Source organism: Roseateles sp. FW301-B2, assembly GCF_058788955.1.
Window position 1 is genome coordinate 121,899 of record NZ_JBYTBE010000005.1, and the last position, 22,790, is coordinate 144,688.

The 22,790-nt window shown below is 66.0% G+C and carries 20 protein-coding genes, 2 tRNA genes and 1 riboswitch; of the genes, 8 read left to right on the forward strand and 14 right to left on the reverse strand.

Annotated features, from left to right (window positions below; translation table 11 throughout):
* Nucleotides 1–5: 5 nt before the first annotated feature.
* From AC3WQY_RS05690 to AC3WQY_RS05730, 9 genes are all read right to left on the reverse strand, one after another.
* On the reverse strand, nt 6–1,928 hold the full coding sequence (locus AC3WQY_RS05690; RefSeq protein ID WP_492706536.1) for a TonB-dependent receptor plug domain-containing protein: 1,923 nt from the start codon (nt 1,926–1,928) through the stop codon (nt 6–8).
* Between the two features lie 68 nt (nt 1,929–1,996).
* A riboswitch (cobalamin riboswitch) is annotated at nt 1,997–2,232 on the reverse strand.
* 31 nt (nt 2,233–2,263) lie between these two features.
* The gene (locus AC3WQY_RS05695; protein WP_492706538.1) at nt 2,264–2,722 is read right to left on the reverse strand and encodes a hypothetical protein; all 459 of its coding nucleotides are present in this window, start codon (nt 2,720–2,722) and stop codon (nt 2,264–2,266) included.
* Complete coding sequence (pth, locus tag AC3WQY_RS05700) at nt 2,719–3,354, reverse strand: aminoacyl-tRNA hydrolase (RefSeq protein WP_285233535.1); 636 nt, start codon at nt 3,352–3,354, stop codon at nt 2,719–2,721. The genes AC3WQY_RS05695 and pth overlap by 4 nt, the downstream gene beginning before the upstream one ends.
* An 85-nt stretch (nt 3,355–3,439) precedes the next feature.
* Nucleotides 3,440–4,066 carry a 50S ribosomal protein L25/general stress protein Ctc gene (locus AC3WQY_RS05705; RefSeq protein WP_285233534.1) on the reverse strand — a complete coding sequence of 209 codons (627 nt, stop codon included), beginning with the start codon at nt 4,064–4,066 and terminating at the stop codon, nt 3,440–3,442.
* Nucleotides 4,067–4,172: 106 nt separating this feature from the next.
* A complete protein-coding gene (locus AC3WQY_RS05710; RefSeq protein ID WP_285233533.1) occupies nt 4,173–5,135 on the reverse strand; it encodes a ribose-phosphate pyrophosphokinase in 963 nt (320 codons plus the stop codon).
* 73 nt (nt 5,136–5,208) lie between these two features.
* Nucleotides 5,209–5,285 (reverse strand) — tRNA-Gln (locus AC3WQY_RS05715).
* A gap of 40 nt (nt 5,286–5,325) precedes the next feature.
* A complete protein-coding gene (gene ispE / locus AC3WQY_RS05720) occupies nt 5,326–6,264 on the reverse strand; it encodes a 4-(cytidine 5'-diphospho)-2-C-methyl-D-erythritol kinase (protein ID WP_492706541.1) in 939 nt (312 codons plus the stop codon).
* Between the two features lie 9 nt (nt 6,265–6,273).
* Nucleotides 6,274–6,819: an outer membrane lipoprotein LolB gene (locus AC3WQY_RS05725; protein ID WP_492706543.1), complete on the reverse strand. Its 546-nt coding sequence runs from the start codon at nt 6,817–6,819 to the stop codon at nt 6,274–6,276.
* Nucleotides 6,816–8,591 carry a tetratricopeptide repeat protein gene (locus AC3WQY_RS05730; RefSeq protein ID WP_492706545.1) on the reverse strand — a complete coding sequence of 592 codons (1,776 nt, stop codon included), beginning with the start codon at nt 8,589–8,591 and terminating at the stop codon, nt 6,816–6,818. Before AC3WQY_RS05730 ends, AC3WQY_RS05725 begins: the two co-directional genes overlap by 4 nt.
* Before the next feature lie 86 nt (nt 8,592–8,677).
* Between AC3WQY_RS05730 and mutM the strand changes: the two genes are divergently transcribed.
* The 3 genes from mutM to AC3WQY_RS05745 are packed head-to-tail and all read left to right on the forward strand — an operon-like array spanning nt 8,678 to nt 10,941.
* Complete coding sequence (gene mutM, locus AC3WQY_RS05735) at nt 8,678–9,493, forward strand: bifunctional DNA-formamidopyrimidine glycosylase/DNA-(apurinic or apyrimidinic site) lyase (RefSeq protein ID WP_492706547.1); 816 nt, start codon at nt 8,678–8,680, stop codon at nt 9,491–9,493.
* A 36-nt stretch (nt 9,494–9,529) separates the two neighbouring features.
* Nucleotides 9,530–10,582 (forward strand): A/G-specific adenine glycosylase, encoded by a 1,053-nt coding sequence (mutY, locus tag AC3WQY_RS05740; RefSeq protein ID WP_492706549.1) that lies wholly within the window; start codon nt 9,530–9,532, stop codon nt 10,580–10,582.
* A gap of 50 nt (nt 10,583–10,632) precedes the next feature.
* Entirely contained in the window at nt 10,633–10,941 is a 309-nt protein-coding gene (locus AC3WQY_RS05745; RefSeq protein WP_492706551.1) for a hypothetical protein, read from the forward strand.
* On the opposite strand, the gene rapZ is transcribed toward AC3WQY_RS05745, so the two are convergent.
* Genes rapZ through AC3WQY_RS05760 form a run of 3 tightly spaced genes read right to left on the reverse strand, consistent with a single transcriptional unit; the run spans nt 10,942 to nt 14,417 of the window.
* Entirely contained in the window at nt 10,942–11,853 is a 912-nt protein-coding gene (gene rapZ / locus AC3WQY_RS05750) for an RNase adapter RapZ (protein ID WP_285233526.1), read from the reverse strand.
* Complete coding sequence (recN, locus tag AC3WQY_RS05755; RefSeq protein WP_492706553.1) at nt 11,850–13,541, reverse strand: DNA repair protein RecN; 1,692 nt, start codon at nt 13,539–13,541, stop codon at nt 11,850–11,852. Before recN ends, rapZ begins: the two co-directional genes overlap by 4 nt.
* Nucleotides 13,542–14,417 (reverse strand): NAD kinase, encoded by an 876-nt coding sequence (locus AC3WQY_RS05760; RefSeq protein ID WP_285233524.1) that lies wholly within the window; start codon nt 14,415–14,417, stop codon nt 13,542–13,544. It lies immediately after the preceding gene.
* Nucleotides 14,418–14,486: 69 nt separating this feature from the next.
* Here AC3WQY_RS05760 and hrcA point away from each other — a divergent pair, with 69 nt between their 5' ends.
* The 5 genes from hrcA (at nt 14,487) to AC3WQY_RS05785 (ending at nt 17,739) form a co-directional block, all read left to right on the forward strand.
* Nucleotides 14,487–15,506, forward strand: coding sequence for a heat-inducible transcriptional repressor HrcA (gene hrcA / locus AC3WQY_RS05765; RefSeq protein ID WP_492706555.1), 1,020 nt, complete (start codon nt 14,487–14,489; stop codon nt 15,504–15,506).
* 55 nt (nt 15,507–15,561) lie between these two features.
* Nucleotides 15,562–15,638 (forward strand) — tRNA-Ile (locus AC3WQY_RS05770).
* A 609-nt stretch (nt 15,639–16,247) separates the two neighbouring features.
* Nucleotides 16,248–16,460, forward strand: coding sequence for a MerR family transcriptional regulator (locus tag AC3WQY_RS05775; RefSeq protein ID WP_492706557.1), 213 nt, complete (start codon nt 16,248–16,250; stop codon nt 16,458–16,460).
* Entirely contained in the window at nt 16,454–16,960 is a 507-nt protein-coding gene (locus tag AC3WQY_RS05780) for a hypothetical protein (RefSeq protein ID WP_492706559.1), read from the forward strand. Before AC3WQY_RS05775 ends, AC3WQY_RS05780 begins: the two co-directional genes overlap by 7 nt.
* Nucleotides 16,957–17,739 carry a plasmid recombination protein gene (locus tag AC3WQY_RS05785; protein WP_492706561.1) on the forward strand — a complete coding sequence of 261 codons (783 nt, stop codon included), beginning with the start codon at nt 16,957–16,959 and terminating at the stop codon, nt 17,737–17,739. Before AC3WQY_RS05780 ends, AC3WQY_RS05785 begins: the two co-directional genes overlap by 4 nt.
* Nucleotides 17,740–18,483: 744 nt before the next feature.
* Here AC3WQY_RS05785 and AC3WQY_RS05790 read toward each other — a convergent pair.
* Nucleotides 18,484–19,419, reverse strand: coding sequence for a phospholipase D family protein (locus tag AC3WQY_RS05790; RefSeq protein ID WP_492706563.1), 936 nt, complete (start codon nt 19,417–19,419; stop codon nt 18,484–18,486).
* An 86-nt stretch (nt 19,420–19,505) separates the two neighbouring features.
* Entirely contained in the window at nt 19,506–22,715 is a 3,210-nt protein-coding gene (locus AC3WQY_RS05795; protein WP_492706565.1) for a type I restriction endonuclease subunit R, read from the reverse strand.
* Nucleotides 22,716–22,790: the final 75 nt, after the last annotated feature.

The following is a 22,790-nucleotide window of genomic DNA, read 5'->3' on the forward strand; positions in this document are numbered from 1 at the left end:
GCTGCTTACAGCGTGGGGCTGTAGCGCAGGCCCACGAACAGGGTGCGCGGCGCCTGGGCAAAGCCACCCGCGGTCTGGTAGGCGCGGTTGAAGGCGTTGTCCAGATTCAGCTGCAGGCGCAGCTCGTTGCTGAGCTTGTATTGCGCGTCCAGATTGATCAGGCCATAGCCCGCCAGCGGCTTGGTGTTGGCGGCGTCGTCGTAACGCTTGCCCGAGGCCTGCACGGCCGCGCCCAGCGCCCAGGCGCCCAGCGTCGTATCGGCACGCAGGGTGCCGTACTCGCGGGCCCGGCGTGCCAGCAGCTTGTCGGTGCTCTTGTCCTTGGGCGCCTGCAGGTCCAGCGTGCCGGAGAGGCGCACTGGGCCGAGCTGCGTGCCCGCCGCCAGGCTGACGCCCTGCAGGCGCGCCTTGCTGACATTGGCATAGCAGCCGAAGGCGCTCTGGCAGCTGCCGGCGGCGCCGAACACGATCAGGTCCTTGACGTGGTTGCGGTAGGCGGTGATGGAGGCCTCGTTCAGGCCTTCGTTGTACTTGAGGCCGAACTCGATATTGCGGCCATGCTCGGCCTCCAGCGGCTTGACGCCGGGCTTGCCGAGGTCGGGGCCGTAGACGCTGCCGCGCTGGTACAGCGAGGGCGCGCGGAAGGCCGTGCCGGCCGAGCCGACGACGCGCAGCGTGGGCGCGAGCAGCCAGCCCAGCGCCAGCGTGCCGGTGTTGACGCCGCCGAACTGGCTGTCCTGGTCGTGGCGGGCATGGGCTTGCAGGCTGAACGCGCCTTCGCTCATCAGCCAGCCGAGCGCCGCGGCGTTCTGATGACGCTGATCCTCGCCGTGCAGGCTGGCCACCAGGCCGGTGTTTTCAAGCCGGTCTTCGCGACGCTCGAGGATGAAGTTGAGCTGGCGGTTCTTGGCGAACTCGTAGCTGCCGTTCAGCGCCAGATTGCGGATGCGCGTCTTGGTCAGGTAGGGCGAGGGCTTGGTCTCGTAGCGCTCGCTCGATTCGCCCAGGCTGGTCTGGGTCTGCAGGGCCGGCAGCCATTGCGCGCTCCAGCTCAGCTGCTTGGCCTCGGTGTCCTGGATGCTGTGGTCGTCGTTGAGGGGCTTGGACTTGGAGCTGTCGTACTGCGCATCGGCATGACTCTTCAGGGCGATGGCTTCGAGGCGATGCTCGGCGTTCAGCTGCGCGCCGACGCGGAACTTCACGTTGTGGCTGCGCCAGCCGTCGCGGTCGGGCACATAGCTGAAGCTGCCGGGCAGATCCAGGGTGGCGTTGAAGCCATCGCTGCGCTCGACGGCACCGCTGAGCGCGTAGTCGATGATGCCGGCCGTGCCGGTGATGCCGGCATCGGCCTTGCGCGTGCCGAGGCTGCCGAAGCCCAAACCCAGATCGGCCTGGGTCTTGCTGCCGCCCTTGCGGGTGATGATCTGCACCACGCCGCCGACGGCATCGGAGCCGTAGATCGCGCTGGCCGGGCCCTTCAGCACTTCCACACGCTCGACCTGCGAGATCGGGATCGCAAGCCAGCTGGTGCCGCTGCTGGCTTGCGAGTCGACGCGCACGCCGTCGATCAGCACCACGGTGTGGCGCGTATCGGCGCCGCGCAGGAACAGCGAGGTGTTCAGCGCCGGGCCGCCGTTGCGCACCATCTCCACGCAACCGGCGTTGCGCAGCAGGTCGCCGATGCCGCCAAAGGCCTGGCGCTCGATGTCTTCACGCGTGATGACGGTGAAATCGGCCAGCACCTCGCTGAGCTTCATCGGCGAGCGGGTGGCGGTGACCACCACGGTGCCCAGCTTGTTGGGGCCGGCGCCGCCTTGGGCGAGCGCGGCGTGGGGGAGGATGGCCAGCGTGGCAGCGGCCAGGGCCAGCAGGGTACGGGCGTGGGTAGGCGCAGGCAGGGAAGCCGCGTGTGCGAGGGAAAAGCTCATGGAATCCAGACAGCAAACAGCCAGGTGCCAGCTTCCCCGCAGGCCCCTGTGAATCGACGCATCGCGTCGCGATGCATCACCTGTTGGCCGGTATCCGGGCTGGTGGATTCAAGCGCCGCATCCTTCCCAGCGCAATTGCGCCAGTGGATTGCTGTACGGGCCTTGGAGCACTGAGGGCTCCATCCACTTACCGTTGCGGGGACAGCTCAGGTTGGGTTTGCCTCGGCGAGACGCGCCCTTCTGATTCCCGTTTAACTGCCCAGACATGAATGGCTGGGCGAGCACCAACGAGCGGCATTCTAGCCGGGCTTGTGCAGCGCGGCATTTGAGCCAACTCAGTTGCTCGGCTCGGGCGCCTTGGGCAGCTTGGGTGCTTTGGGTTTCTTGGGCGGCTTGGGCTTGGACGGCTGCTGCGCTGCGGCGGCGCTGGCGGCGCGTGCCGGCTTGTCGCTGGTTTGGCCGCGATGGCCATGGATGCCCGTCGCCGGCGCCGCGTGGCGCTGCTGTTCGGCCTCCTGCTTGAGGCGGGCCTGCTCCATCGCGTTGGCCTGCTTGGCCTCGTGTGCCGCGCGCTGCCTGGCCTCGGCGGTCTGTGCGGCGGAGGGTTGGTCGTAGGGCAGGGTCTGCGCGCTGGCCTTGGCATCCAGCGGGCAGGGGCTGCCGCGCAGCTCGCGTCCATCGGGGCCGCAGCGGTAAATCGTGGTGCTCTGCGGCTGGGTCTGCGCCAACGATCCGTCACTGCCGCAGGCTGCCAGCAGCAGCGCGGTGCTAAACAGGCGGATCGCCTTGCTCATGATGCGACTTCGGTGCCCACCGGCGCTGGCGGCTTGGGTGGCTTGGGCCTTGGCGGCTTGGCGTGGATCTTGGCCAGCGCCTTGTCCATCTCGCCCTTGAGCATCAGCTCCACCGCCTGGTAGGACTTGCCAATGCAATCCTCCACCGCCTGGCGCTCCGCCAGCGGCGGCTTGCGCAGCACATAGTTGGCCACCTCGGCCTTGATGCCGGGATGGCCGATACCCAGGCGCAGGCGCCAGAAATTGGCCGAGCCGAGCTGGGCCTGCATGTCCTTGAGCCCGTTGTGGCCGCCATTGCCGCCGCCCAGCTTCATCTTCATCTCGCCGGGCGCGATGTCGAGTTCGTCATGGATGGCGAGGATCTCCTCGGGCGCGATCTTGAAGAAGCGCGCCAGCGCCGCCACCGATTTGCCGCTGAGGTTCATGAAGGTCATGGGCTGCAGCAGCCAGATCGGGCCGGGTGCACCGGGCGCGTTGTTGACGCGCGCCACCAGGCCGTAATAGCTGCGCTCCACCTGCAGGTGGGCACCCAGGCCGCGCGCCAGGCCGTCTATCCACCAGAAGCCGGCGTTGTGGCGCGTGTCCTCGTATTCCGGCCCGGGATTGCCCAGGCCCACAAAGAGTCGAATCATGGCGAGGATTATCGATGCGAGCGTGCAAGAAAAAAGGCCCTGCAGAGCAGGGCCTTCGTGCCTTTGGATGAGGCTGAAGCAAGAATTACTTCTTGCCCTTCTTCTTGCCCTTGCCGTCGTCGGCAGGAGCGGCGGCGACCACGATGACCTCTTCGGCCACCGGCTCAACCGGCGTGGCGATCACGGGGTTGGGCTTGCCGTGGACCTTGACCTTGATGTGATCGGCCAGCTTGATGTCGTTCACGTGCACCGAATGACCCTTGGTCAGGCCGCTCAGGTCCACTTCGATGAACTCGGGCAGCTGCTGGGCCAGGCAGGTGATTTCCAGCTGCGTCACAACGTGGTTGACGGTGCAGTGGTCCAGCTTGACGGCCGGCGAGTTCTCTTCGCCCACGAAGTGCAGGGGCACCTTCTTGGTGATCTTGGTGGTGCTGTCCACGCGCTGGAAGTCCACGTGCAGGACTTGCGGCTTGTAGGGGTGCATCTGGTAATCACGCAGCAGCACTTGCGAGACGGCGCCGTTCAGTTCCATCTCGAGGATGGAGCTGTGGAAGGCTTCCTTCTTCATGGCGTGGAACAGCGCGTTGTGGTCCAGCTCGATGGTGGCGGGTTCGCCAGCGCCGTACACAATGGCAGGCACCTTGCCCGAGATACGCAGGCGGCGGCTCGCTCCGGTCCCCTGCAGCTTGCGCTCGAAAGCGGTGAATTTCATATGGTTCTCCAAAATGGATAGAGCACCCGCGACCAGGTGCTCAAGGAATGTGATCTTGCGATCACGGCTCATCACGCCACGCCCGTGAGGGCCCGGCGCCAATGTCTTAGAAGTTGTTGTTCTGCTCCGAGAACAAGGAGGTCACCGACTCACCGTCCGAAATGCGGCGGATGGTCTCGGCGAACAGGAAGGCCACCGACAGCTGGCGGATCTTGCCGCAGGCCTTGGCCGCGTCGGACAGGGGAATGGTGTTGCTGATCACCACCTCGTCCAGGTGCGAACCGGAAATGCGCTCGATCGCCGGGCCGGACAGGATGGGGTGGGTGCAATAGGCAAACACGCTCTTGGCGCCGCGGTCCTTCAGCACCTCGGCAGCCTTCACCAGCGTGCCGGCGGTGTCGATCATGTCGTCCATGATGACGCAGTTGCGGCCGTCGATTTCGCCGATCACATGCATCACTTCGGAGACATTGGCCGCGGGGCGGCGCTTGTCGATGATGGCCAGGTCGCAGCCCAGCTGCTTGGCCAGGGCGCGGGCGCGCACCACGCCGCCGACGTCGGGGCTGACCACCACCAGGTTGGAATAGTTGCGGGCCTTCAGGTCCGACAGCAGCACCGGCGAGGCGTAGATGTTGTCGACCGGGATGTCGAAGAAGCCCTGGATCTGGTCGGCGTGCAGGTCCATGGTGAGCACGCGCTCGACGCCCACGGTCTCCAGCAGATTGGCCACCACCTTGGCCGAGATCGGCACGCGCGTGGAGCGCGGGCGGCGGTCTTGGCGGGCGTAGCCGAAGTAGGGGATCACCGCGGTGATGCGGCGTGCGCTGGCACGCTTCAAGGCATCGACCATGATGAGCAGTTCCATCAGGTTCTCGTTGGTCGGCGCGCAGGTCGGCTGGATCACGAACACGTCGCGGGCACGCACGTTCTGCTGGATCTCGACCGTCACCTCGCCATCGGAGAAGCGACCGACCACGGCCTTGCCGAGGTCCACGCCCAGATGGGTGGCAATTTCTTGGGAGAGGACCGGGTTCGCGTTACCGGTGAAGAGGACGGTATTGAGCAGCACAGGCCATCCTTTGAGTCAGTGGCCTTTGGCCAGCCGAGCGGGGCGCCAAGGCCCCGGAGGTGGAAAAGAAATTTGGCAGGGGAAGAAGGATTCGAACCTTCGCATGTCGGAATCAAAATCCGATGCCTTAACCAACTTGGCGACTCCCCTACACAGGACACTGCAGAGCTGCAGCACCCCATAACTTTACTCAGTCTTCAGCCCATTCGCGAAGCGGATGAGCATCCAAACTGCGGCATATTTTTCCGAGCCATCCCGGAGGAAGATCCTCCAGATTTGTCGCCATGGCCTGGTCCGACATGCCTGCGCCTTGCGGCGCTTCGTCTTGCAACGTTTCTCCTGACACTCTGGCAAACACCGCACTGCCCGAGCCCGTCATCCGGCTGTTGCCGAAGCGGTCTTGCAGCAGTCGCAGCGCCTGACTCACTTCGGTACTGTGATGCTCGGCGGCGGCTTGCAAATCGTTGCGACCCCAACCTTGAATCACGCTGGCAAGCCAGTCGGACCTCGTTTTGTCTTCGCTGCTATTGTGTGCAGGAAAGCCCGCTACTATAGCCACGCTTTTTGATCTCTGCAAGAGCGGCGACGAAAATATTTCCTTGGTGCCTATGCTCGTGGCCGGTTTCAGCACCGCCAGGGTCTGGGCGGGCAGCGCGATGGGGTGCAGGATTTCGCCCACGCCTTCGACAAAGGCATTGCTGCCGCCCAGGAAGAAGGGCACATCGGCACCCAGGCTCAGACCGAGCGGAAGCAGGCGTGCGCGCGGCCAGTGCAGGCCCCAGAGCCGGTTCAACGCCAGCAGGGTGGAGGCGGCGTCCGAGGAGCCGCCGCCCATGCCGGCACCGGCGGGCAGGCGCTTCTCGATATGGATGTCGGCGCCCAGCGCGCAGCCGCTCTCGCGCTGCAGGGCGCGCGCGGCGCGCAGGCAGAGGTCGTCGGCGGGCAGGGCGTCGCCCCGGTCATGGCGCAGCAACTGGCCATCGCCGCGCTTCTCGAAGTGCAGGGTGTCGGCCCAGTCGATCAGCGCGAAGACCGATTCGAGCAGGTGATAGCCGTCGGGCCGCTTGCCCACCACATGCAGAAAGAGATTGAGCTTGGCCGGGGCCGGAACGTCGTAGAGCGCTTGCATGGCAGCGTGTCAGGGCTTGGGGTCGAGGCGCACGCGCAGCGTGGCCTCGGGTTCGGTGCTGCGCCTGGCCAGGATCAGACCCTCCTCGTAGCGGCTCAGGTCCACCTCCCAGCCCAGTTGCCGGAAGCCGGCCTCGTCGCCGGGCCTGCGCAGGTGCGCGGCCTGCGGCCAGGGGCGGCCCATCAGCCAGTCGAACATGGCGGCGATGGGAATGGCCTCGCCCAGCAACTCGCGGGTGAGGGCGTCGAGATCGTCGAAGCGGCGTTCATCGCTGGGGGTCTGCAGCAGCACCTCGCTGCCGCTCCAGCGCGCGCGCGCCAGCAGGCTGCCCAGCGGGGTGCTGAGTTCCAGTTGCCCGGCCTTGGCCGAGCCCTGCAGCTCGAAGCCGGCATTGCCGCCCTGGGCGCGGGCGCCGTTGAGTGCCGCCACCTGCACGCTCAGGCGGCCGCTCAGGCGCAGATCCTCGGCCTGGGCCTGATAGGGCTGCGGTTGCGGCGGCACGCTGACGCAGGCCGCCAGGGCCAGGCAGGCGCAAAGCGCGAGCGCACGCCTCATGGCTTGGCTTTGAGGCGCTGCATGGTCTCGCGCAGGGCTTCGTTCTTGGGGTCGCGCTTGCTGCCCTCGGCCCAGATGCGCTTGGCTTCGTCGCGCTGGCCGGCCGCCCACAGCACCTCACCCAGGTGGGCGGCGATCTCGGCGTCGGGGCGCGAGCCATAGGCCTGGCGCAGCAGGCGCTCGGCCTCGTCGAGCTTGCCCATGCGGTACTCCACCCAGCCCATGCTGTCGACGATGAAGGGCTCCTGCGGCGCGAAGCTGAGCGCCTTGGCGATCAGCTCGCGCGCCTCGGGCAGGCGCTCCTTGCGATCAGCGAGCGAATAGCCCAGCGCGTTGTAGGCGTGGTAGTGGCTGGGGCGCAGTTCGATCACCTTGCGCAGCAGCGCTTCCATCTCCGCGGTGCGCCCCAGCTTCTCGGCCATCATCGAGCGCTCGTAGATCAGATCGGCATCGTCCGGGAAGCGCTCGCTGGCCTTGCTCAGCACGTCCAGCGCCGGCGCCCATTCACGTGCATCGCGCAGCAGCTGGGCCTCGGCCAACAGCTTGGCGCGCAGATCCTGTTCGCGCTCGCCGGGCAGGGCCTGGATGAGCTGGCGCGCCTGCGCCAGCTTGCCCTGCCGCGCCAGCAGCGAGGCGCGGCGCAGCTGGGTTTCCATCTGGCGCTGCGGCGCATCCACGCGCAGCAGCCAGGCCTCGGCCGCCTTCAGCTCGCCGCGCATCTCGGCCGCTTGGGCCAGCAGCAGCCAGGCCTGCTGGCGCGCATCCTTGCCGGCATCGCTGAGCTCGGGCTCGGCCGCCTTGTCGCCCTCCAGCCGTTTCAGAAAGCTGCGCAGCGCGCCGTCGGCCGCCTCGGCATGGCCCAGCTCCAGCTCCAGCGAACCCAGCGCCAGCCAGGACGAGGGGTTGTCGGGCATCTGCTCGGTCAGCAGGCGGAACTCGCGTGCGGCATCGGCCGGGCGCTGGGCGCGCGCCAGGGCGCGGCCGTAGGCCTGGCGCAGGCCGTGGTTGTCGGGCTTGGCCTGCAGGGCCGACCTGATCAGCGTCTCGGCCTCGGCGCGCTGCCCCATCAGATCCAGGGCCAGGATCAGCGGCTCCTCGGCGTCTGGGAATTCGCTGGCGGCGCTGCGAATCAGCGCCATGGCGTCGTCGACCTCATCGGCCACCTGCTCCAGCTTGGCCAGCACCAGCATGCCCATCATGCGGGTGTCGGGCTGTTGGGCCGCCTCCTGCAACGTCGGCTTGAGGCCTGCCAGCACCTGCTTGGGCTCGGGCGCGCGCTGGAACAGCTGGGGCAGCGATGCCAGCACCGCGCCGCGCTGCGCGGCCGGCGTCAGGGCCAGCAGCGACTTCAGCGGCGCGGCAGCCTCGGCCGGCTTGTTGAGCAGGGCCAGCAACTGCAGCAGCGATTGATGGGCGTCGACGGAATCGGGCGAGGCATCGCGCCAGGCCTTGGCGGCGATCAGTGCCTGCTCGCCGGCGCGTGCCTGCAGGGCAATGCTCACCACGCGCTTGAACAGGGCCTGGTCCTGGGTGCGGCGCGCCGCGTCCAGCAGCACCTGGTAGGCGGTGCCGGCCTGTCCGGCATTGAGCTCCAGCTCGCCGATCAGCAGCTGGTAGAACAGCGGCGCATCCATCGCCGAATTGCTGATCACGGCCGGTGCGGAGTCGGCCTCGCTGGCGGCCCAGGCCGGAGCGGCGCAGCCCATCAGGACGGACAGGATGGCCGGCGCCCACAGCGGTTTGGCGGGCGGGCGGCGATTCGAGGCGGGCATGCGGGGCTCCTGGAGAACGAATGGGCCAGCCCGTGCGAGCTGGCCCTGCAGTCATTCTAGGCAAGGCGTCGCTCGTATCATGAGTCATGCCTGAATTGCCCGAAGTCGAAGTCACGCGCCGCAGCTTTGCCGACGCCATTGCCGGAGCCCGCGTGCTCGAACTCAGGCTGGGCAAGCCGCTGCGCTGGCCGTTGGGTGTTGCGCCGCAAAGTCTGGTGGGGCGCCGCGTGGGCGAGGTGCGGCGGCGCGGCAAATACCTCTGGCTGCCGCTGGAGCCGGGCGGTCTGCTGCTGCATCTGGGCATGTCGGGCTCGCTGGCCTTCCGGGAGCATGCGCCGCCGGCCGGGCCGCATGACCATTTTGAATTGCTCACCAACCGCGGCAGCCTGCGCCTGACCGATCCGCGCCGCTTCGGTGCGGTGGTCTGGTCGGATGCCCTGGATGCCGACCCGGCCGCCAAGCTGCTGGCCGGCCTGGGGCTGGAGCCCTTCGACGCGCGCTTCGATGGCGCGCATCTGCATGCCGGCCTGAGCGGCCGGCGCGTGGCCATCAAGCAGGCCCTGCTGGCGGGCGACATCGTGGTGGGCGCCGGCAATATCTACGCCTGCGAGGCCCTGTTCCGCGCCGGCATCGATCCGCGCCTGCAGGCGCAGCGCCTGAGCCGGCCGCGTGCCGGCCGCCTGGCCCTGGCGGTGCGCGAGATCCTGGCGCAGGCGGTGGAGGCCGGGGGCACGACGCTGCGCGACTTCAAGGACGCGCATGGCGTGGCCGGCAGCTTCCAGATGCAGGCCCAGGTCTACGGCCGCGAGGGCGAGCCCTGCCTGGTCTGCGGCACGCCGATACGCCGCATCGTGCAGGGGCAGCGCTCGACCTATTACTGCCCGTCCTGCCAAAAGCGCTGACTCAGGCGCTGATTCACGCGTTAGCATGCGCCGCGCATGAGAGAAGAAGAGCCCAACCCCGCCGCGATCCAAGCCCTGTTCGCCCCCACCTTGGTGGCCTGGCAGCGCAGCCATGGGCGCAACGCGCTGCCCTGGCAGAACACACGCGATCCCTACCGCGTCTGGCTGTCCGAGATCATGTTGCAGCAGACCCAGGTGAGCACGGTGCTGGGCTATTACCAGCGCTTTCTCGCCAGCTTCCCGAGCGTGCGCGAGCTGGCCGCGGCGCCGCTGGACGAGGTGCTGACCTTGTGGGCGGGCCTGGGCTATTACAGCCGTGCCCGCAATCTGCACCGCTGCGCCCAGGCCGTCTGCGAGCTGCATGGCGGCGAGTTTCCGCGCAGCGCCGAACTCCTGCAGACCCTGCCCGGCATCGGCCGCTCCACCGCCGCGGCGGTGGCCTCCTTCTGCTTTGGCGAGCGCGTCGCCATCCTGGACGGCAACGTCAAGCGCGTGCTGTCCAGGCTGCTGGCCTTCGACGGCGACCTGGCCAGTGCGGCGCAGGAAAAGCTGCTGTGGCAGCGGGCCGGCGAGCTGCTGCCCGCCAGCGCCGACATGCCCAGCTATACCCAGGGCCTGATGGATCTGGGCGCCAGCCTGTGCAGCGTGCGCACGCCGCAATGCCTGCTGTGCCCGGTGAGCGAGCTGTGCCTGGCGCGCGCCCAGGGCGAGCCGCAGCGCCTGCCCAATAAGACGCGCAAGCTCAAGCGCAGCCGGCGCGAGAACTGGTGGTTGTGGCTGGAGCATGAGGGCCGCATCTGGCTCGAACAGCGCCCGGCCACGGGTGTCTGGGCGGGGCTGTGGACCCTGCCGCTGTTCGACGACGAGGCCGCGCTGCAGCGGCAGTTGGACGGACTTGCCGGCCTGGGCGCCAGCGCCGAGGTGCTGCCGGTGATCCAGCACGCGCTGACGCATCTGGATTGGGTGCTGCATCCGCGCCGCGCCGAGGTGGCGGGGCCTGCTCCCGAGTTGAGCGGCGGCGTCTGGGTGGCGCGCGAGCGCCTGGCCAGTTATGCGCTGCCGGCGCCGCTCAAGCGCCTGCTGGATTGATGGCGGATGGATGGCGTATGCTTGCCCCCCTCGACAGCCGACCCCACACCATGCAAAGCACTGCCAAGCCCGCCGTCAAGAGCGCGATCGAATCGGCCGTGGTGGCGGCCCTCGCGGGCGCCACCTGCCTGTGGTTTCTGATCTCGGCGGCCAATATGGACGAGGTCGACGGGGCCAAGGCCACCCTGTGGGGCCTCGGTCTGGCGGTTTGCGTGATCGCCCATATCAGCTTCGTGGGTGTGGCCCTCAAGCATGCCGGCCGCCGCGTGCTGCCCTGGCTGCTGGGCATGGTGATCCTGTTTCCGGTGGTCTCGGTGGTGGCCATGGTCCTGCTGCTGCAGGACGAGCAGGCGGGCTGATTACTTCGCGTCCAGCTCGCGGTGCCGCTTGAGCACCTGGCCGTGATAGGCGAACTGCTTGGACAGCGTTTCCACCAGATAGACCGAGCGGTGCTGGCCGCCGGTGCAGCCGATCGCCACGGTCAGGTAGCTGCGCTGGTCGGCCGCGAAATTGGGCAGCCATTGCGAGATGAAGGCACCGATCTGGCCCAGCATCAGGCGCACCTCGGGCTGGGCCTCCAGATACTCGGCCACCGGCGCATCGCGGCCGGTCAGCGGACGCAGCTCGCGGTCGTAATAGGGGTTGGGTAGCACGCGCACGTCGAAGACGAAATCGGCATCGCTGGGCACGCCATGCTTGAAGGCGAAGGATTCGAACACCAGGGTCAGCGAGGTGCCGCTCACCACCACCAGATCGCGCACCCAGGCGCGCAATTGCGCGGGCCGCAGTTGGCTGGTGTCGATCACCGTTGACTCCACGCGCAGCGCCGCCAGCAGCTCGCGCTCCAGCTCGATCGCGTCCAGCAGGATGCGGTGCGCATCCTCGCCGTCCTGCTGGGCCTGACGCAGCGGATGCGGGCGGCGCGTTTCGGAGAAGCGCCGCATCAGGGTGTCGGTATTGGCGTCCAGGAAGATCGAGCGCAGGCCCACACCCTCGGTGCGCAGTTGCTTGATGAGCGGCAGCAGGTGCGGCAGCGAGCCGGCGCTGCGCACGTCCACCGCGATCGCGACGCGGCGCTTGCCGCGCTGCTTTTCCAGCGTCAGGAATTCCAGCAGCAGCTCGGGCGGCAGGTTGTCCACGCAGAAGAAACCGGCGTCCTCCAGCGCATGCATGGCGATGGACTTGCCGCCGCCCGACACGCCCGTGACCAGCACCACATCGCTTTGCGGCGCTGGCTTGGCCTCGGCCCCCCGCTTGCTATTGCTGCTCATGACCTGGCCTTCTTGCTGCGCGCTGCCGCGCCGGTGTTGGAGAGATCCAGCATCTCCTGCGCGTGGGCAATGCTGGTGGACGAGAGGCGCTCGCCGCCCAGCATGCGGGCGATCTCGGCCACGCGCGCCTCGCCATGCACCGGCTGCACATCGCTGCAGGTGACGCCGGCGCGCAGGGCCTTGGAGACGACGAAATGCTGGTCGGCGCAGGCGGCCACCTGGGGCAGGTGGGTAACGGCCAGCACCTGGCGCTCGCGCCCCAGCTGCTTCATCAGCCGGCCCACGGTCTCGGCCACGGCGCCGCCCACGCCGGCATCGATCTCGTCAAAGATCAGGGTGCCGGCGCCGCTGTCCTGCTGCTGGCAGGTGGTGACGGCGATCGCCAGCGCGATGCGCGAGAGTTCGCCGCCCGAGGCCACCTTGGCCAGCGGCCGCGGCGTGCTGCCGGCGTGTCCCGCCACCAGGAATTCGGCCGACTCCAGGCCGAAGCTCTGCGGTTGTTCCTGCTTGAGCAGGGCGATCTCGAAACTGCCGCCGGCCATGCCCAGCAGCTGCATGGCCTGGGTGACTGCGGCCGCGAGCTGCGGCGCCGCCTTGGCGCGTGCGGCGCTGAGGCGCCGCGCTTCCTGTTCATAGGCCTGGCGCGTCCGCTCCAGCGCGGCCTGCAGGGCGGCCAGATCGCTGGCAGCGTCCAGCGCCGCAAGCTCCTGCTTCCATTCCCGCAGCAGGGCCGGCAGCTCGGCCGGCTGGCGCCGGTAGCGGCGCGCCAGCGCCACCCAGGCGGAGAGGCGTTCGTCCAGCTCCTGCAAGCGCTCGGGCTCCATGTCGGCGCCGTGCAAATAGGCGCTGAGCGTGTGCGTGGCATCCTGCAGCTGCGCCTGCACGCCCTGCAAGGCCTCGACGGCGGGCTGCAGGCGGGCGTCGTAGGCCAGCACGTCCTGCAGATCGTCCAGCGCGCGTTGCGTCAGGCCCTCGGCATTGAGCTCGGCCTCGCTGAGAGCTTCGAGCGCCTTGCGCGCCGCATCCATCAGCGACTGCGCATGCGAGAGCCGCTGGTGTTCACCGTTCAGCTCGTCCCATTCATCGGCGCCGGGCGCCAGGCGATCGAGCTCGCCGATCTGCCAGCTCAGGCGTTCATGCTCGCGCGCCAGCTCGCCCTGGCGCGCCTGCGCCGCCTCCAGGCCCTCGCTGGCCTGCTTCCAGTCGGCGTATGTCTTGGTGACCAGCGCGGTTTCGATGCCGGCATAACCGTCCAGCAGGGCGCGCACCGCGGGCGCGCGGGTCAGGCCTTGCCAGGCATGCTGGCCATGGATGTCGAGCAGGCTGTCGGCCAGCTCGCGCAGCTGCGCCACCGTGGCGGCGCTGCCATTGATCCAGGCGCGGCTCTTGCCCTGCGCATCGATGACACGGCGCAGTAGCAGGCAATCGTCGTCGCCGTCAAAGCCGGCCTCGGTGAGCCAGTCGTGCAGCGAGGCGGGGCGGTCGAACTCGGCCGTGATCTCGGCCCGCGCCGCGCCCTCGCGCACCACCCCGGCATCGCCGCGGCTGCCCAGCGCGAGCTGCAGGGCGTCGATCAGGATGGACTTGCCGGCGCCGGTCTCGCCGGTGAGCACCGCAAAGCCGTTGCTGAAGTCGAGTTCAAGTTCGGGCACGATCACGAAATCGCGCAGGTTCAGGCGCCGCAGCATTCAACTCACCCCTTCGTACCAGCGCAGCTTGCGGCGCAGCGTGGCGTAATAACTCCAGCCGGTCGGATGCAGGAAGCAGACCTTGTGCTTGGAGCGCCGCACGGTGATGCGGTCGCCGTGCAACAGGCTGGCCAGGCTCTGCATGTCGAAATTCACGCTGGCATCGCGGCCGGCCACGATCTCCAGCCGGATCTCGCCCAGGTCGGGCAGCACGATGGGGCGGTTGGAGAGCGTGTGCGAGGCGATCGGCACCAGCACCCAGCCGCCGATGCTGGGGTGCAGGATGGGCCCGCCGGCCGACAGCGAATAGGCGGTGGAGCCGGTGGGCGAGGCGACGATCACGCCGTCGGCGCGCAGATTGGCCACGAACTCGTCGCCCACGTCCACGCGCAGTTCCACCATCGAGGCGGTGGCGCCGCGGCTCACCACCACGTCGTTGAGGGCCAGGCCCTCGAAGATGATGCGCTCATCCCGCCAGACCGCGCCTTCCAGCATGGCGCGCTGCTCTTTTTCGTAGGTGCCGGCCAGGATGGGCTCGAGCGCCTCGCGAAAGCGCTCGATCGAGATGTCGGTGATGAAGCCGAGCCGGCCCTGGTTGATGCCCACCAGCGGGGTGCCATGTCTTGCCATCTCGCGGGCAAAGCCCAGCATGGTGCCGTCGCCACCGACGACGATGGCCAGATCGCACTCGCGGCCTAATTCGTCGTTGGAGAGGGCGTCGAAGGCGGTGATGCCGGTGTTCAGGGCGGTCTCGCGCTCCAGCGAGACTTCCAGGCCGAGGCCGGCCACGAACTCGGCAATCTCCTCAAGCACAGGGCGTATGCCCCTGGCCTGGTGCTTGCCCACTAACGCCACATGACGGAATCGCTTGGCCATGCGCAGAATTACACCACAGGGTTGCGACGACTTGCGGAACATGGCGGGCCTGTCCGTACAATGAAAACCATGCTCGACGAGCGCTCCAAATCACTGCTGAAAACCCTGGTCGAACGCTATATCGCGGACGGTCAGCCCGTGGGTTCGCGCACGCTGTCCAAGGCCTCGGGCCTGGAGCTCTCGCCCGCGACCATACGCAATGTGATGGCCGATCTGGAGGAACTGGGCCTGATCGCCAGCCCGCACACCAGTGCCGGCCGCATTCCCACCGCGCGCGGCTATCGCCTCTTCGTCGACACCATGCTGACGGCGCAGCCGGCCCTGCTGGGTGCGGACGCGCGGCCGATCGAGACGCAGTTGCAGCCCGACCAGCCGCAGCGCGTGATCGCCAGCGCCGCGCATCTGCTGTCCAGCCTGTCGAGCTTTGTCGGCGTGGTCACCGCGCCGCGCAAGCCCAGCGTGTTCCACCACATCGAGTTCCTGCGCCTGGGCGAGCGGCGTGTGCTGGTGATCATGGTCTCGCCCGACGGCGATGTGCAGAACCGCGTGATCTTCACCGCGCAGGATCTCAACCAGGCCGAGCTGGCCGAGGCCAGCAACCGCCTCAACGCCCATTACGCCGGCCTCACCCTGGAGGCGGTGCGCGAGCGCCTGAGGAGCGAAGTGGATGCGCTGAAGGGCGAGATCGGCCTGCTGATGAATACCGCCGTGCAGGTCGGCACCGAGGCACTGGAGCATGAGGAAGAGCGCGTGGTGATCTCTGGCGAGCGCAATCTGCTCACCGTGCAGGACTTCAACAACGACATGGGCAGCCTGCGGCGCCTGTTCGAGATGTTCGAGCAGAAGACCCAGCTGATGCGCCTGCTCGACGTCTCCAGCCGCGCCGAGGGCGTGCGCATCTATATCGGCGGCGAGAGCCAGGTCGTGCCCTTCGAGGAGCTCTCCATCGTCTCCGCGCCCTACGAGGTGGATGGGCAGGTGGTGGGCACCCTGGGCGTGATCGGCCCCACCCGCATGGCCTACGACCGCATGATCCAGATCGTCGACATCACCTCGCGCATGGTCAGCAACGCGCTGTCGCAGAAGTAGGTCGCTGCCAACTGCCCTATACAATCCGCGCTCCTGGCGCCGGCCGGGTCACTCAGGGCCGTTAGCTCAGTTGGTTAGAGCAGAGGACTCATAATCCTTTGGTCGCAGGTTCAAGTCCTGCACGGCCTACCAATATCCATCGGGGTTCTCTCGATTTTCGGATGATCCCGAGCCCAGTGAAAACCGCAGACGTAGACGCCACGTAGACGCTGCGCCTGGGTTTCTGCTTTCCTGCCGGCCTTGGCTAAGCCGTCCTACGCCATGCTTGCACAGACAGGTCCTTTGGCGTGGTTGTGCGGCAGCGCTGGGGGCCAGCGCCACAAGGCACCGACCTGGCGACGCGAGTCCTCTACCTGTTCCGGTGGTGGACACCGCACCTAGTCTGTGGGGAGTCCCCGGAGAGTCCCTGGGGACACCTGAGGGACATGGCGAGGTCATGAAGTGGGTTGCCGTCAATTGCTCGGCTGTTGCTCTCGGTGCATGTGGCCTGACGCTGATCGCGTGTGGCGAGGCCCAAGCTGCTCGACTGACCACGATATTCGGCCCGCTAGATGCCTATGCTCTGTCATAGGGTTTGGTCTCGAAGTGCATCTGTTGGGGGGAGCGTGTAGGCGGGCGCAGGCCTAGTGACGCCTGTTGAGTTTCGAGTCTCTGACTCCTGCGGACAAGGCTTACCCCTATTGTTCGAAATAGTGCCTAATGCCGCCCAGCGCACTGACCAATGCGTACTTTGAGCAATTGATGAATAGCCCATACGTGATCCTCCCGCTGGACCAAGAGTTCCGCGCCACGCTGCCGACCAACATGGCGGCGCAACATCTCAACCGTTCACCCCAGACGTTGCGTCTGTGGGCCTGCAAGCAGAACGGCCCGCTGCAACCGTCGCGTATTAACGGGCGGCTAGCTTGGTCCGTTGCGTCCATCCGCAAGTTGGTGGGGGTGAGCGCATGCTGATCTGGCAGGGTGAAATGACCGGCGAGGCCGCCCCAGCTTTGTTGTTTGACTCATCCATGGGGCCCCGTTCGATTGCACAGTTCCGTGCACTGGTTGCATTGAGCGTTGGGGGTATCAATCGCGAGGAGCTTGATGAACTCGCAGCGGTTTCCAATGGACCGGCGCTGATCCAAAGCCTTGATTCGCAAGGCTACCGTGTGGGCAGCCGACGGAGGCCGGCTGCTTGGCCACTCATCTGGAGCGGACGTCATTGGCGTGGCTCAAGCGATGCTGGCTACCGGCAGCATCAGTGTTACCAATATGCGCTAACACCTTTGGGAGTTAGGGTGATGGAAGAACTTATGCGGCCGGACCGATTTTTCAGGCACCGCTGGTTTGGATACGTGAGTTACTACCACGCGCTGTGTGATCACGGGCAACTGTTCGCGCACGCCTCGAAGTTGTTCCGAAATCTGCTTCGCCGAAATGGACACTGGGCGTTCCTCGGAGGTGAAGCATGAGCTGCGTCGTTTTGCGCCTCAAGAAGCTCAAGGGATCCGGCATCGTCTGCATCGCGGCGAAGCACAATCTGCGCCGCATCGAGGCTGAGCAGGCTCCTGGTGGTCACATCGATGCCACTCGGAGTGGGCTCAATGCCGTGCTGCGCGGCGCCGACACGCCTGAGGGGGTCGCATCGCACGCGCTCTTGATGATGGCGGGTGCCGGCATAACCAAGCTGCGTAAGGATGCGGTCCGCGCGGTGGAGATTGTGGTGAGCCTGCCCAGCGGCCGCCCCGTCAATGAGACGGAGTTCTTCGAGGCAAGCTGTGCGTGGATCTGCAAGCGCTTTGGTGGAAGCGACAACATGCTCAGTGCAGTTGTGCACCGCGACGAGTCTGCAGTGCATATGCATGCTCTGGTGCTGCCGCTCCTGAACGGGCGAATGACTGGCAGCGATGCGGTCGGCGCCGGGCCACGCTTCCTCGCTATGCGGCGCGACTTCTGCAAAGAAGTTGCGGTGCCCTTCGGCTTTGATGCGTACCCTGACCGGCTGCTGGGTGTTGACAAGCAGCGCATGGCGAAGGCTGTGATCAAGGAACTGAACAGCCGCAACGACACCAGTCTGAAGAGCCTGGTGTGGCCTGCGGTTCGTGACTTGATTGAGCGACACCCCGTGGCTTTTGTCCATGCGCTCGGGCTGGCGACGCCACCGGAGCGCAAGCAGCGCCTGCGCTCCAGCACGTCGATCTTCATCAGCAAGGGCAAGGGCAGCCAGCGCCGGGAGTCGCTGGCTGCCTGATGGATCCAAGTTGACGCGGTTTCCATCGGCCCAGTTGATTTCGTATTCATAGGACGCTGACCATGAGCCGAGGCGGAAGCCGCCCGGGTGCAGGACGCCCGGCTAGAAGGGCGAGAGCGGAGGACTTCCGTCGCTTGGACGTCCGAATGCTCGCCCGCGCCGGCATGTTGCGCGGTGGATCGTGGCAGTGCCGATGGGTGGAGTCAGGGACCGACAGGACCCTGGCCACCTTGCGCATTGAAGCGCTTGGTGATCGGCTGGCGCTGAACTACGGTGTCGCGACAAACTCTACGACGAGCGCGGTGCCCGTTCTTGAGACTGCTTGCAACTTCGGCGGATCTCGCCCGTGGTTCTCGTGCCCGGGTTGCGAGCGCCGCGTGGCCGTCCTGCTGCTTGGCCGTTCTCGCATTGCCTGCAGCAAGTGCAGGGTGGTCAGCTACCGCAGTCAGCGTATCGACTTCTGCGGGCGCATGTGGCTGAAGCAACGCAAGCTCGAGGCACGGCTAGGGCCAAGGATGGCTTGCCCATCCAAGATGTCAATGGAAACCTACTCGCAGATCATCAGTGACATCCGGCGCTGTCAGCTGCGTAGGGATGCGTGGTTGACCGCGGCGCTCCGCGGCGTCCATGACGACCTCAGTGCACTGCGCGCTCAAATGCGTGCGGATAGCTCGGCATTCACTCTGGCACGCTAGCTAAGCTGGCTTGCTGGGGCACTTGTCTTACATTGAGGCTAGTCTTCATCTAGTACTGCCTCTCAATCTCGACCATGAATGGGTCCGTCGGAGTTGCAAACTGATCCTCGATGTCGTCCCACTCGCAAGAGTTGAACGCTGCCTTGAAGGCGCGCCGAAACTTCGTATCAATTTCAAAGGGAGGGGGTGGTCCATCGGACAAGGGGCGCAACTGGATCGCCGTCCATGTCCCTCGGATTTTCCGAATCAAATCGATGCGCATCCACTTGATGCTGCGTGTCGTCCCGATTTGGTCGCCTTCATCCAGCTTGAACTGAAGAACGAAGTCGCCTTCCTGGAATAAGCCTTCATCAACATCGTTGTCATTCACCCACTTGTTGCCACCGGTTTGCTGGAGTACGACCTCCTTAATGGCATTGCTGTCAGTTCGTAGTTCCCACCAGGGGAGCAGCTTCCATCGTCTAGGTAACGCCAGTCGCCGTGCTTCCAAGTAGGACAGTGTGGTGCTTTGCTCAAAATCGGCGTCGGGCTCTCTAGACCGCGCCTTGGCATGTTCAATATCGAGCGCGGCGAGTCGGTCTTCGGTTACGGGTTGGTAAACAAGATCCCGAAGTACTTTGTCCAAAGGGAGTACCGGGTTCGAAGTAAACACGCCGCATTCATGCTGTAGGCCTGTGGATAGCGCGTTGGCTGATAGATTTGCAGACCCAACGATCTGCCCGCGGCCTTTGGACCAATAGATCTTGCTGTGTAGCCCCTCACAGAAATAGACCGCTATGCCCGCTTGAAGGAGCCTTCGCACGCCGTCTGGGTGGGTCGCCCCTGCCTTGGGCCAGCAGACCACACTGAGATTCTTGATTCCCTTGGGAAGCTGATCGAGCGCGCCGTGCCCTACAAACGCCACGATGGCCCATTTCTCTTGGTCACCGGAAAAGATGTCAGCGATGCGATTCTTGATGGCAGCAGAGTTGAGAAGATATTCCATGACGACTATTCAGTTGGGCAATCAAGCTGCACCACAGCAGCGACGCCTAAGGAAATTCTTGCGGGCATATGTTTCGGCTCGAGGCCCTAGGCCCAACTCTCCCCCAACGCCTGCGCCTGCTGCAACACCAGCTCCACCGCCGCCTCCTGCATGTCCGGCGGGTACTTGTACTTGCGCAGGATGCGCTTGACCATCAGGCGCAGGCTGGCGCGCACGCTCTCCCGCTCTGACCAGTCCACGCTGAGGTTCTTGCGAAGGTTGTCGGTCAGCTCGTGGGCGATCTTCTTGAGGGTCTCGTCGGTGAGTTCCTTCACCGCGGACTCGTTGTTGGCCAGGGCATCGTAGAAGCGCACCTCATCGTCAGACAGACCCAGGGCCTCGCCCCTTGATGCAGCCTCCTTGAACTTCTTGGCCATCTCCACCAGCTCTTCCATCACCTGCGCGGTCTCGATGGAGCGGTTCTGGTAGCGGGTGATGACGTTGCCCAGCAGCTCGGAGAACTTCTTCTGCTGCACGATGTTGGTGGCGAATTTGGACTTGATCTCGCCCTCCAGCAGGCGCTCCAGCAGCTCCACAGCCAGGTTGCGCTCGGGCAGGTTCTTCACCTGCGCCAGGAAGTCGTCATCCAACAGGCCGATGTTGGGCTTCTCCAGGCCAACGGCGTCGAAGATGTCCACCACGCTCTCGGAGACCACCGCCTGGCTGATGATCTGGCGGATGGCGAGGTCGCGCTGTTCGTCGGTGCGCTTCTGCGCCACGATGTCCCGCTTGGTCAGGATCACCTTCACCGCCTGCATGAAGGCCACCTCCTCGCGCACGGCCTTCGCCTCATCCAGCGTGCAGCAGAGCGAGAAGGCCTTGCTCATGGCCAGGGCGGTGTCTGCAAAGCGCTTCTTGCCGCTCAGACCCGCCTCAAGGGGCAGACCCAGCACATGGTTGGCCGCGCCGGCCAGGACCTTGTGGCCGCCCGCGAGGAAGCCGCTCCAGTCATAGCCATGCAGCAAGGTGCGCAGCACATCCAGCTTCTCTGCCAGCACCGAGTAGGCCTCGTTCGCGTCCACCGTGGGGCGGCCACGGCCTTGGGCTGCGGTGTACTCCTTCATCGCGGCCCTCAGCTCATTGCCGATGCCGATGTAGTCCACGACAAGGCCGCCCTGCTTGTCCCGGAACACACGATTCACGCGCGCGATGGCCTGCATGAGGTTGTGGCCCTTCATGGGCTTGTCCACGTACATCGTGTGCACGCAGGGCGCGTCAAAGCCCGTGAGCCACATGTCCCGCACGATGACCAGTTTCAAGGGGTCGAGCGGGTCCTTGAAGCGCTTCTCCAGGCGTTTCTTGACCTGGCTGTTATAGATGTGGGGCCGCAGCAGGGCCTTGTCGCTGGCGGAGCCGGTCATGATGATCTTGACGGCGCCCTTTTCGGGGTCCTCGTCATGCCAGTCCGGGCGCAGCTTCACGATCTCGTTGTAGAGGTGCACGCAGATGTCCCGGCTCATGGTCACCGCCATGGCCTTGCCGGGCTGCGCCGCCAGTCTCGCCTCGAAATGCGCTACCAGGTCGGCCGCGATAGCCGCCACGCGAGGCTCTGCCCCCACCACCTTCTCCAGCGCCGCCCAGCGGCTCTTGAGCTTGGCCTGGGCGTCTTCCTCTTCGTCCTCGGCGAGCTCGTCGACCTCGGCATCGACCTGGGGCAGCTCGTCTTCTTTCAGTCGCAGCTTGGCCAAGCGGCTCTCGTAGTAGATGGCCACGGTGGCGCCATCCTCCTTGGCCTGCTGCATGTCGTAGACATGGATGTAGTCCCCGAAGACGGCGCGGGTGTCGCGGTCTGCGGCTGATACCGGGGTGCCCGTGAAGGCGACGAAGGTCGCGTTGGGCAGCGCGTCGCGCAGGTGCTGCGCGTAGCCCACCTGGTACTTGGTGACGGTGTAGCTGGCGCCCGGATCGAAATGCGCCGTAGAGGGTTCAATGGCAGTTGCCTCGCCATCTGAAGAGGCCAGCACTTGCGGCTTGGCTGATGAGAACTTGACCTCCTTCAGCTTGGCTTCGAATCCGTACTGGGTGCGGTGCGCTTCGTCGGCGATGACGACGATGTTGCGGCGATCCGAGAGCATGGGGAACAGGTCTTCGTCCTCGCCCGGCATGAACTTCTGAATGGTCGCGAAGACGATGCCGCCAGACGGCCGGTTGGCCAAGAGGGCCCGCACCTCCTGCCGTGTTGTGGCCTGGGCGGGCTGTTCTCGCAGCAGGTCCTGCGAGAGGCTGAACACACCGAAGAGCTGCCCGTCCAGGTCATTGCGGTCGGTGATGACCACGATGGTCGGGTTCTCCATCTGCGGCTCCTGCATCACCCGCGCCGCGAAGCAGGTCATCGTGATGCTCTTGCCGCTGCCCTGGGTGTGCCAGACCACCCCGCCCTTGCCGCGCGTGCCGGTGCCGTTGTCAGCGCGCGAGGCTGCGACGACCTGCTGGATGGCCGCCTGTACCGCATGGAACTGGTGATAGCCGGCAATCTTCTTCACCAGCTGCCCGTCGTCCTCGAAGAGCACGAAGAAGCGCAGGTACTCCAGCAGCCGGGCAGGTGCGAGCGCGCCACGCACCAGGGTCTCCAGCTCGTTGAACTCGCCCAGCGGGTCCAGCTGCACCCCATCGATGGTGCGCCATTGCAAGAAGCGCTCGGCGTTGGCCGAGAGTGAGCCCATGCGGGCCTCGCTGCCATCCGAGATGACCAGTAGCTCGTTGTACTGGAAGACGTCCGGGATCTGGGCCTTGTAGGTTTGGATCTGGTCGTAGGCCTTCCAGATATCCGCCTGCTCGTCAGCCGGGTTCTTGAGCTCGACAAGCACCAGGGGCAGGCCGTTGATGAAGAGCACGATGTCCGGGCGGCGGGTGTGGTGCGGCCCCTTGATGGTGAACTGGTTGACTGCCCACCATTCGTTGAGGGTCACGTCTTGCCAGTCGATCAGGCGAGCGAAGTCACCGCGCGTCTCGCCTTCTGTCTGGTACTGCACCGGCACGCCGTTGACCAGCAGCTTATGGAAGGCACGGTTGGCCGAGAGCTGGGCCGGGATCCCCAGGTTGAGGACCTGCTGCAGGGCATCGTCACGAGCGACCGTTGGCAGGTGAGGGTTCAGGCGCGCGATGGCAGCAGACAGGCGCTCCTTCAGCAGCACCTGGCGGTAGTCCGAGCGCTGGGCGTTATCGCCATCCGGGGCGATGGTCTGGCCGTGGTGGTGGGCCCATCCCAGCTTGGTGAGCCATCCCAAGGCTTCTTGTTCGAGTTGATCTTCAGTCATGACAGTTCCGATTGAACATTAGTCATCCTCCGTGGCCGCACGCTATCGCCACAAGGGGCAAGCCGCGATAGGGCC

Coding starts and splice junctions, on each gene's coding strand:
- AC3WQY_RS05690 (WP_492706536.1), bottom strand. CDS start 1,928: ATGAGCTTTTCCCTCGCACACGCGGCTTCCCTGCCTGCGCCTACCCAC.
- AC3WQY_RS05695 (WP_492706538.1), bottom strand. CDS start 2,722: ATGAGCAAGGCGATCCGCCTGTTTAGCACCGCGCTGCTGCTGGCAGCC.
- pth (WP_285233535.1), bottom strand. CDS start 3,354: ATGATTCGACTCTTTGTGGGCCTGGGCAATCCCGGGCCGGAATACGAG.
- AC3WQY_RS05705 (WP_285233534.1), bottom strand. CDS start 4,066: ATGAAATTCACCGCTTTCGAGCGCAAGCTGCAGGGGACCGGAGCGAGC.
- ispE (WP_492706541.1), bottom strand. CDS start 6,264: ATGCAAGCGCTCTACGACGTTCCGGCCCCGGCCAAGCTCAATCTCTTT.
- AC3WQY_RS05725 (WP_492706543.1), bottom strand. CDS start 6,819: ATGAGGCGTGCGCTCGCGCTTTGCGCCTGCCTGGCCCTGGCGGCCTGC.
- AC3WQY_RS05730 (WP_492706545.1), bottom strand. CDS start 8,591: ATGCCCGCCTCGAATCGCCGCCCGCCCGCCAAACCGCTGTGGGCGCCG.
- mutM (WP_492706547.1), top strand. CDS start 8,678: ATGCCTGAATTGCCCGAAGTCGAAGTCACGCGCCGCAGCTTTGCCGAC.
- mutY (WP_492706549.1), top strand. CDS start 9,530: ATGAGAGAAGAAGAGCCCAACCCCGCCGCGATCCAAGCCCTGTTCGCC.
- AC3WQY_RS05745 (WP_492706551.1), top strand. CDS start 10,633: ATGCAAAGCACTGCCAAGCCCGCCGTCAAGAGCGCGATCGAATCGGCC.
- rapZ (WP_285233526.1), bottom strand. CDS start 11,853: ATGAGCAGCAATAGCAAGCGGGGGGCCGAGGCCAAGCCAGCGCCGCAA.
- recN (WP_492706553.1), bottom strand. CDS start 13,541: ATGCTGCGGCGCCTGAACCTGCGCGATTTCGTGATCGTGCCCGAACTT.
- AC3WQY_RS05760 (WP_285233524.1), bottom strand. CDS start 14,417: ATGGCCAAGCGATTCCGTCATGTGGCGTTAGTGGGCAAGCACCAGGCC.
- hrcA (WP_492706555.1), top strand. CDS start 14,487: ATGCTCGACGAGCGCTCCAAATCACTGCTGAAAACCCTGGTCGAACGC.
- AC3WQY_RS05775 (WP_492706557.1), top strand. CDS start 16,248: ATGAATAGCCCATACGTGATCCTCCCGCTGGACCAAGAGTTCCGCGCC.
- AC3WQY_RS05780 (WP_492706559.1), top strand. CDS start 16,454: ATGCTGATCTGGCAGGGTGAAATGACCGGCGAGGCCGCCCCAGCTTTG.
- AC3WQY_RS05785 (WP_492706561.1), top strand. CDS start 16,957: ATGAGCTGCGTCGTTTTGCGCCTCAAGAAGCTCAAGGGATCCGGCATC.
- AC3WQY_RS05790 (WP_492706563.1), bottom strand. CDS start 19,419: ATGGAATATCTTCTCAACTCTGCTGCCATCAAGAATCGCATCGCTGAC.
- AC3WQY_RS05795 (WP_492706565.1), bottom strand. CDS start 22,715: ATGACTGAAGATCAACTCGAACAAGAAGCCTTGGGATGGCTCACCAAG.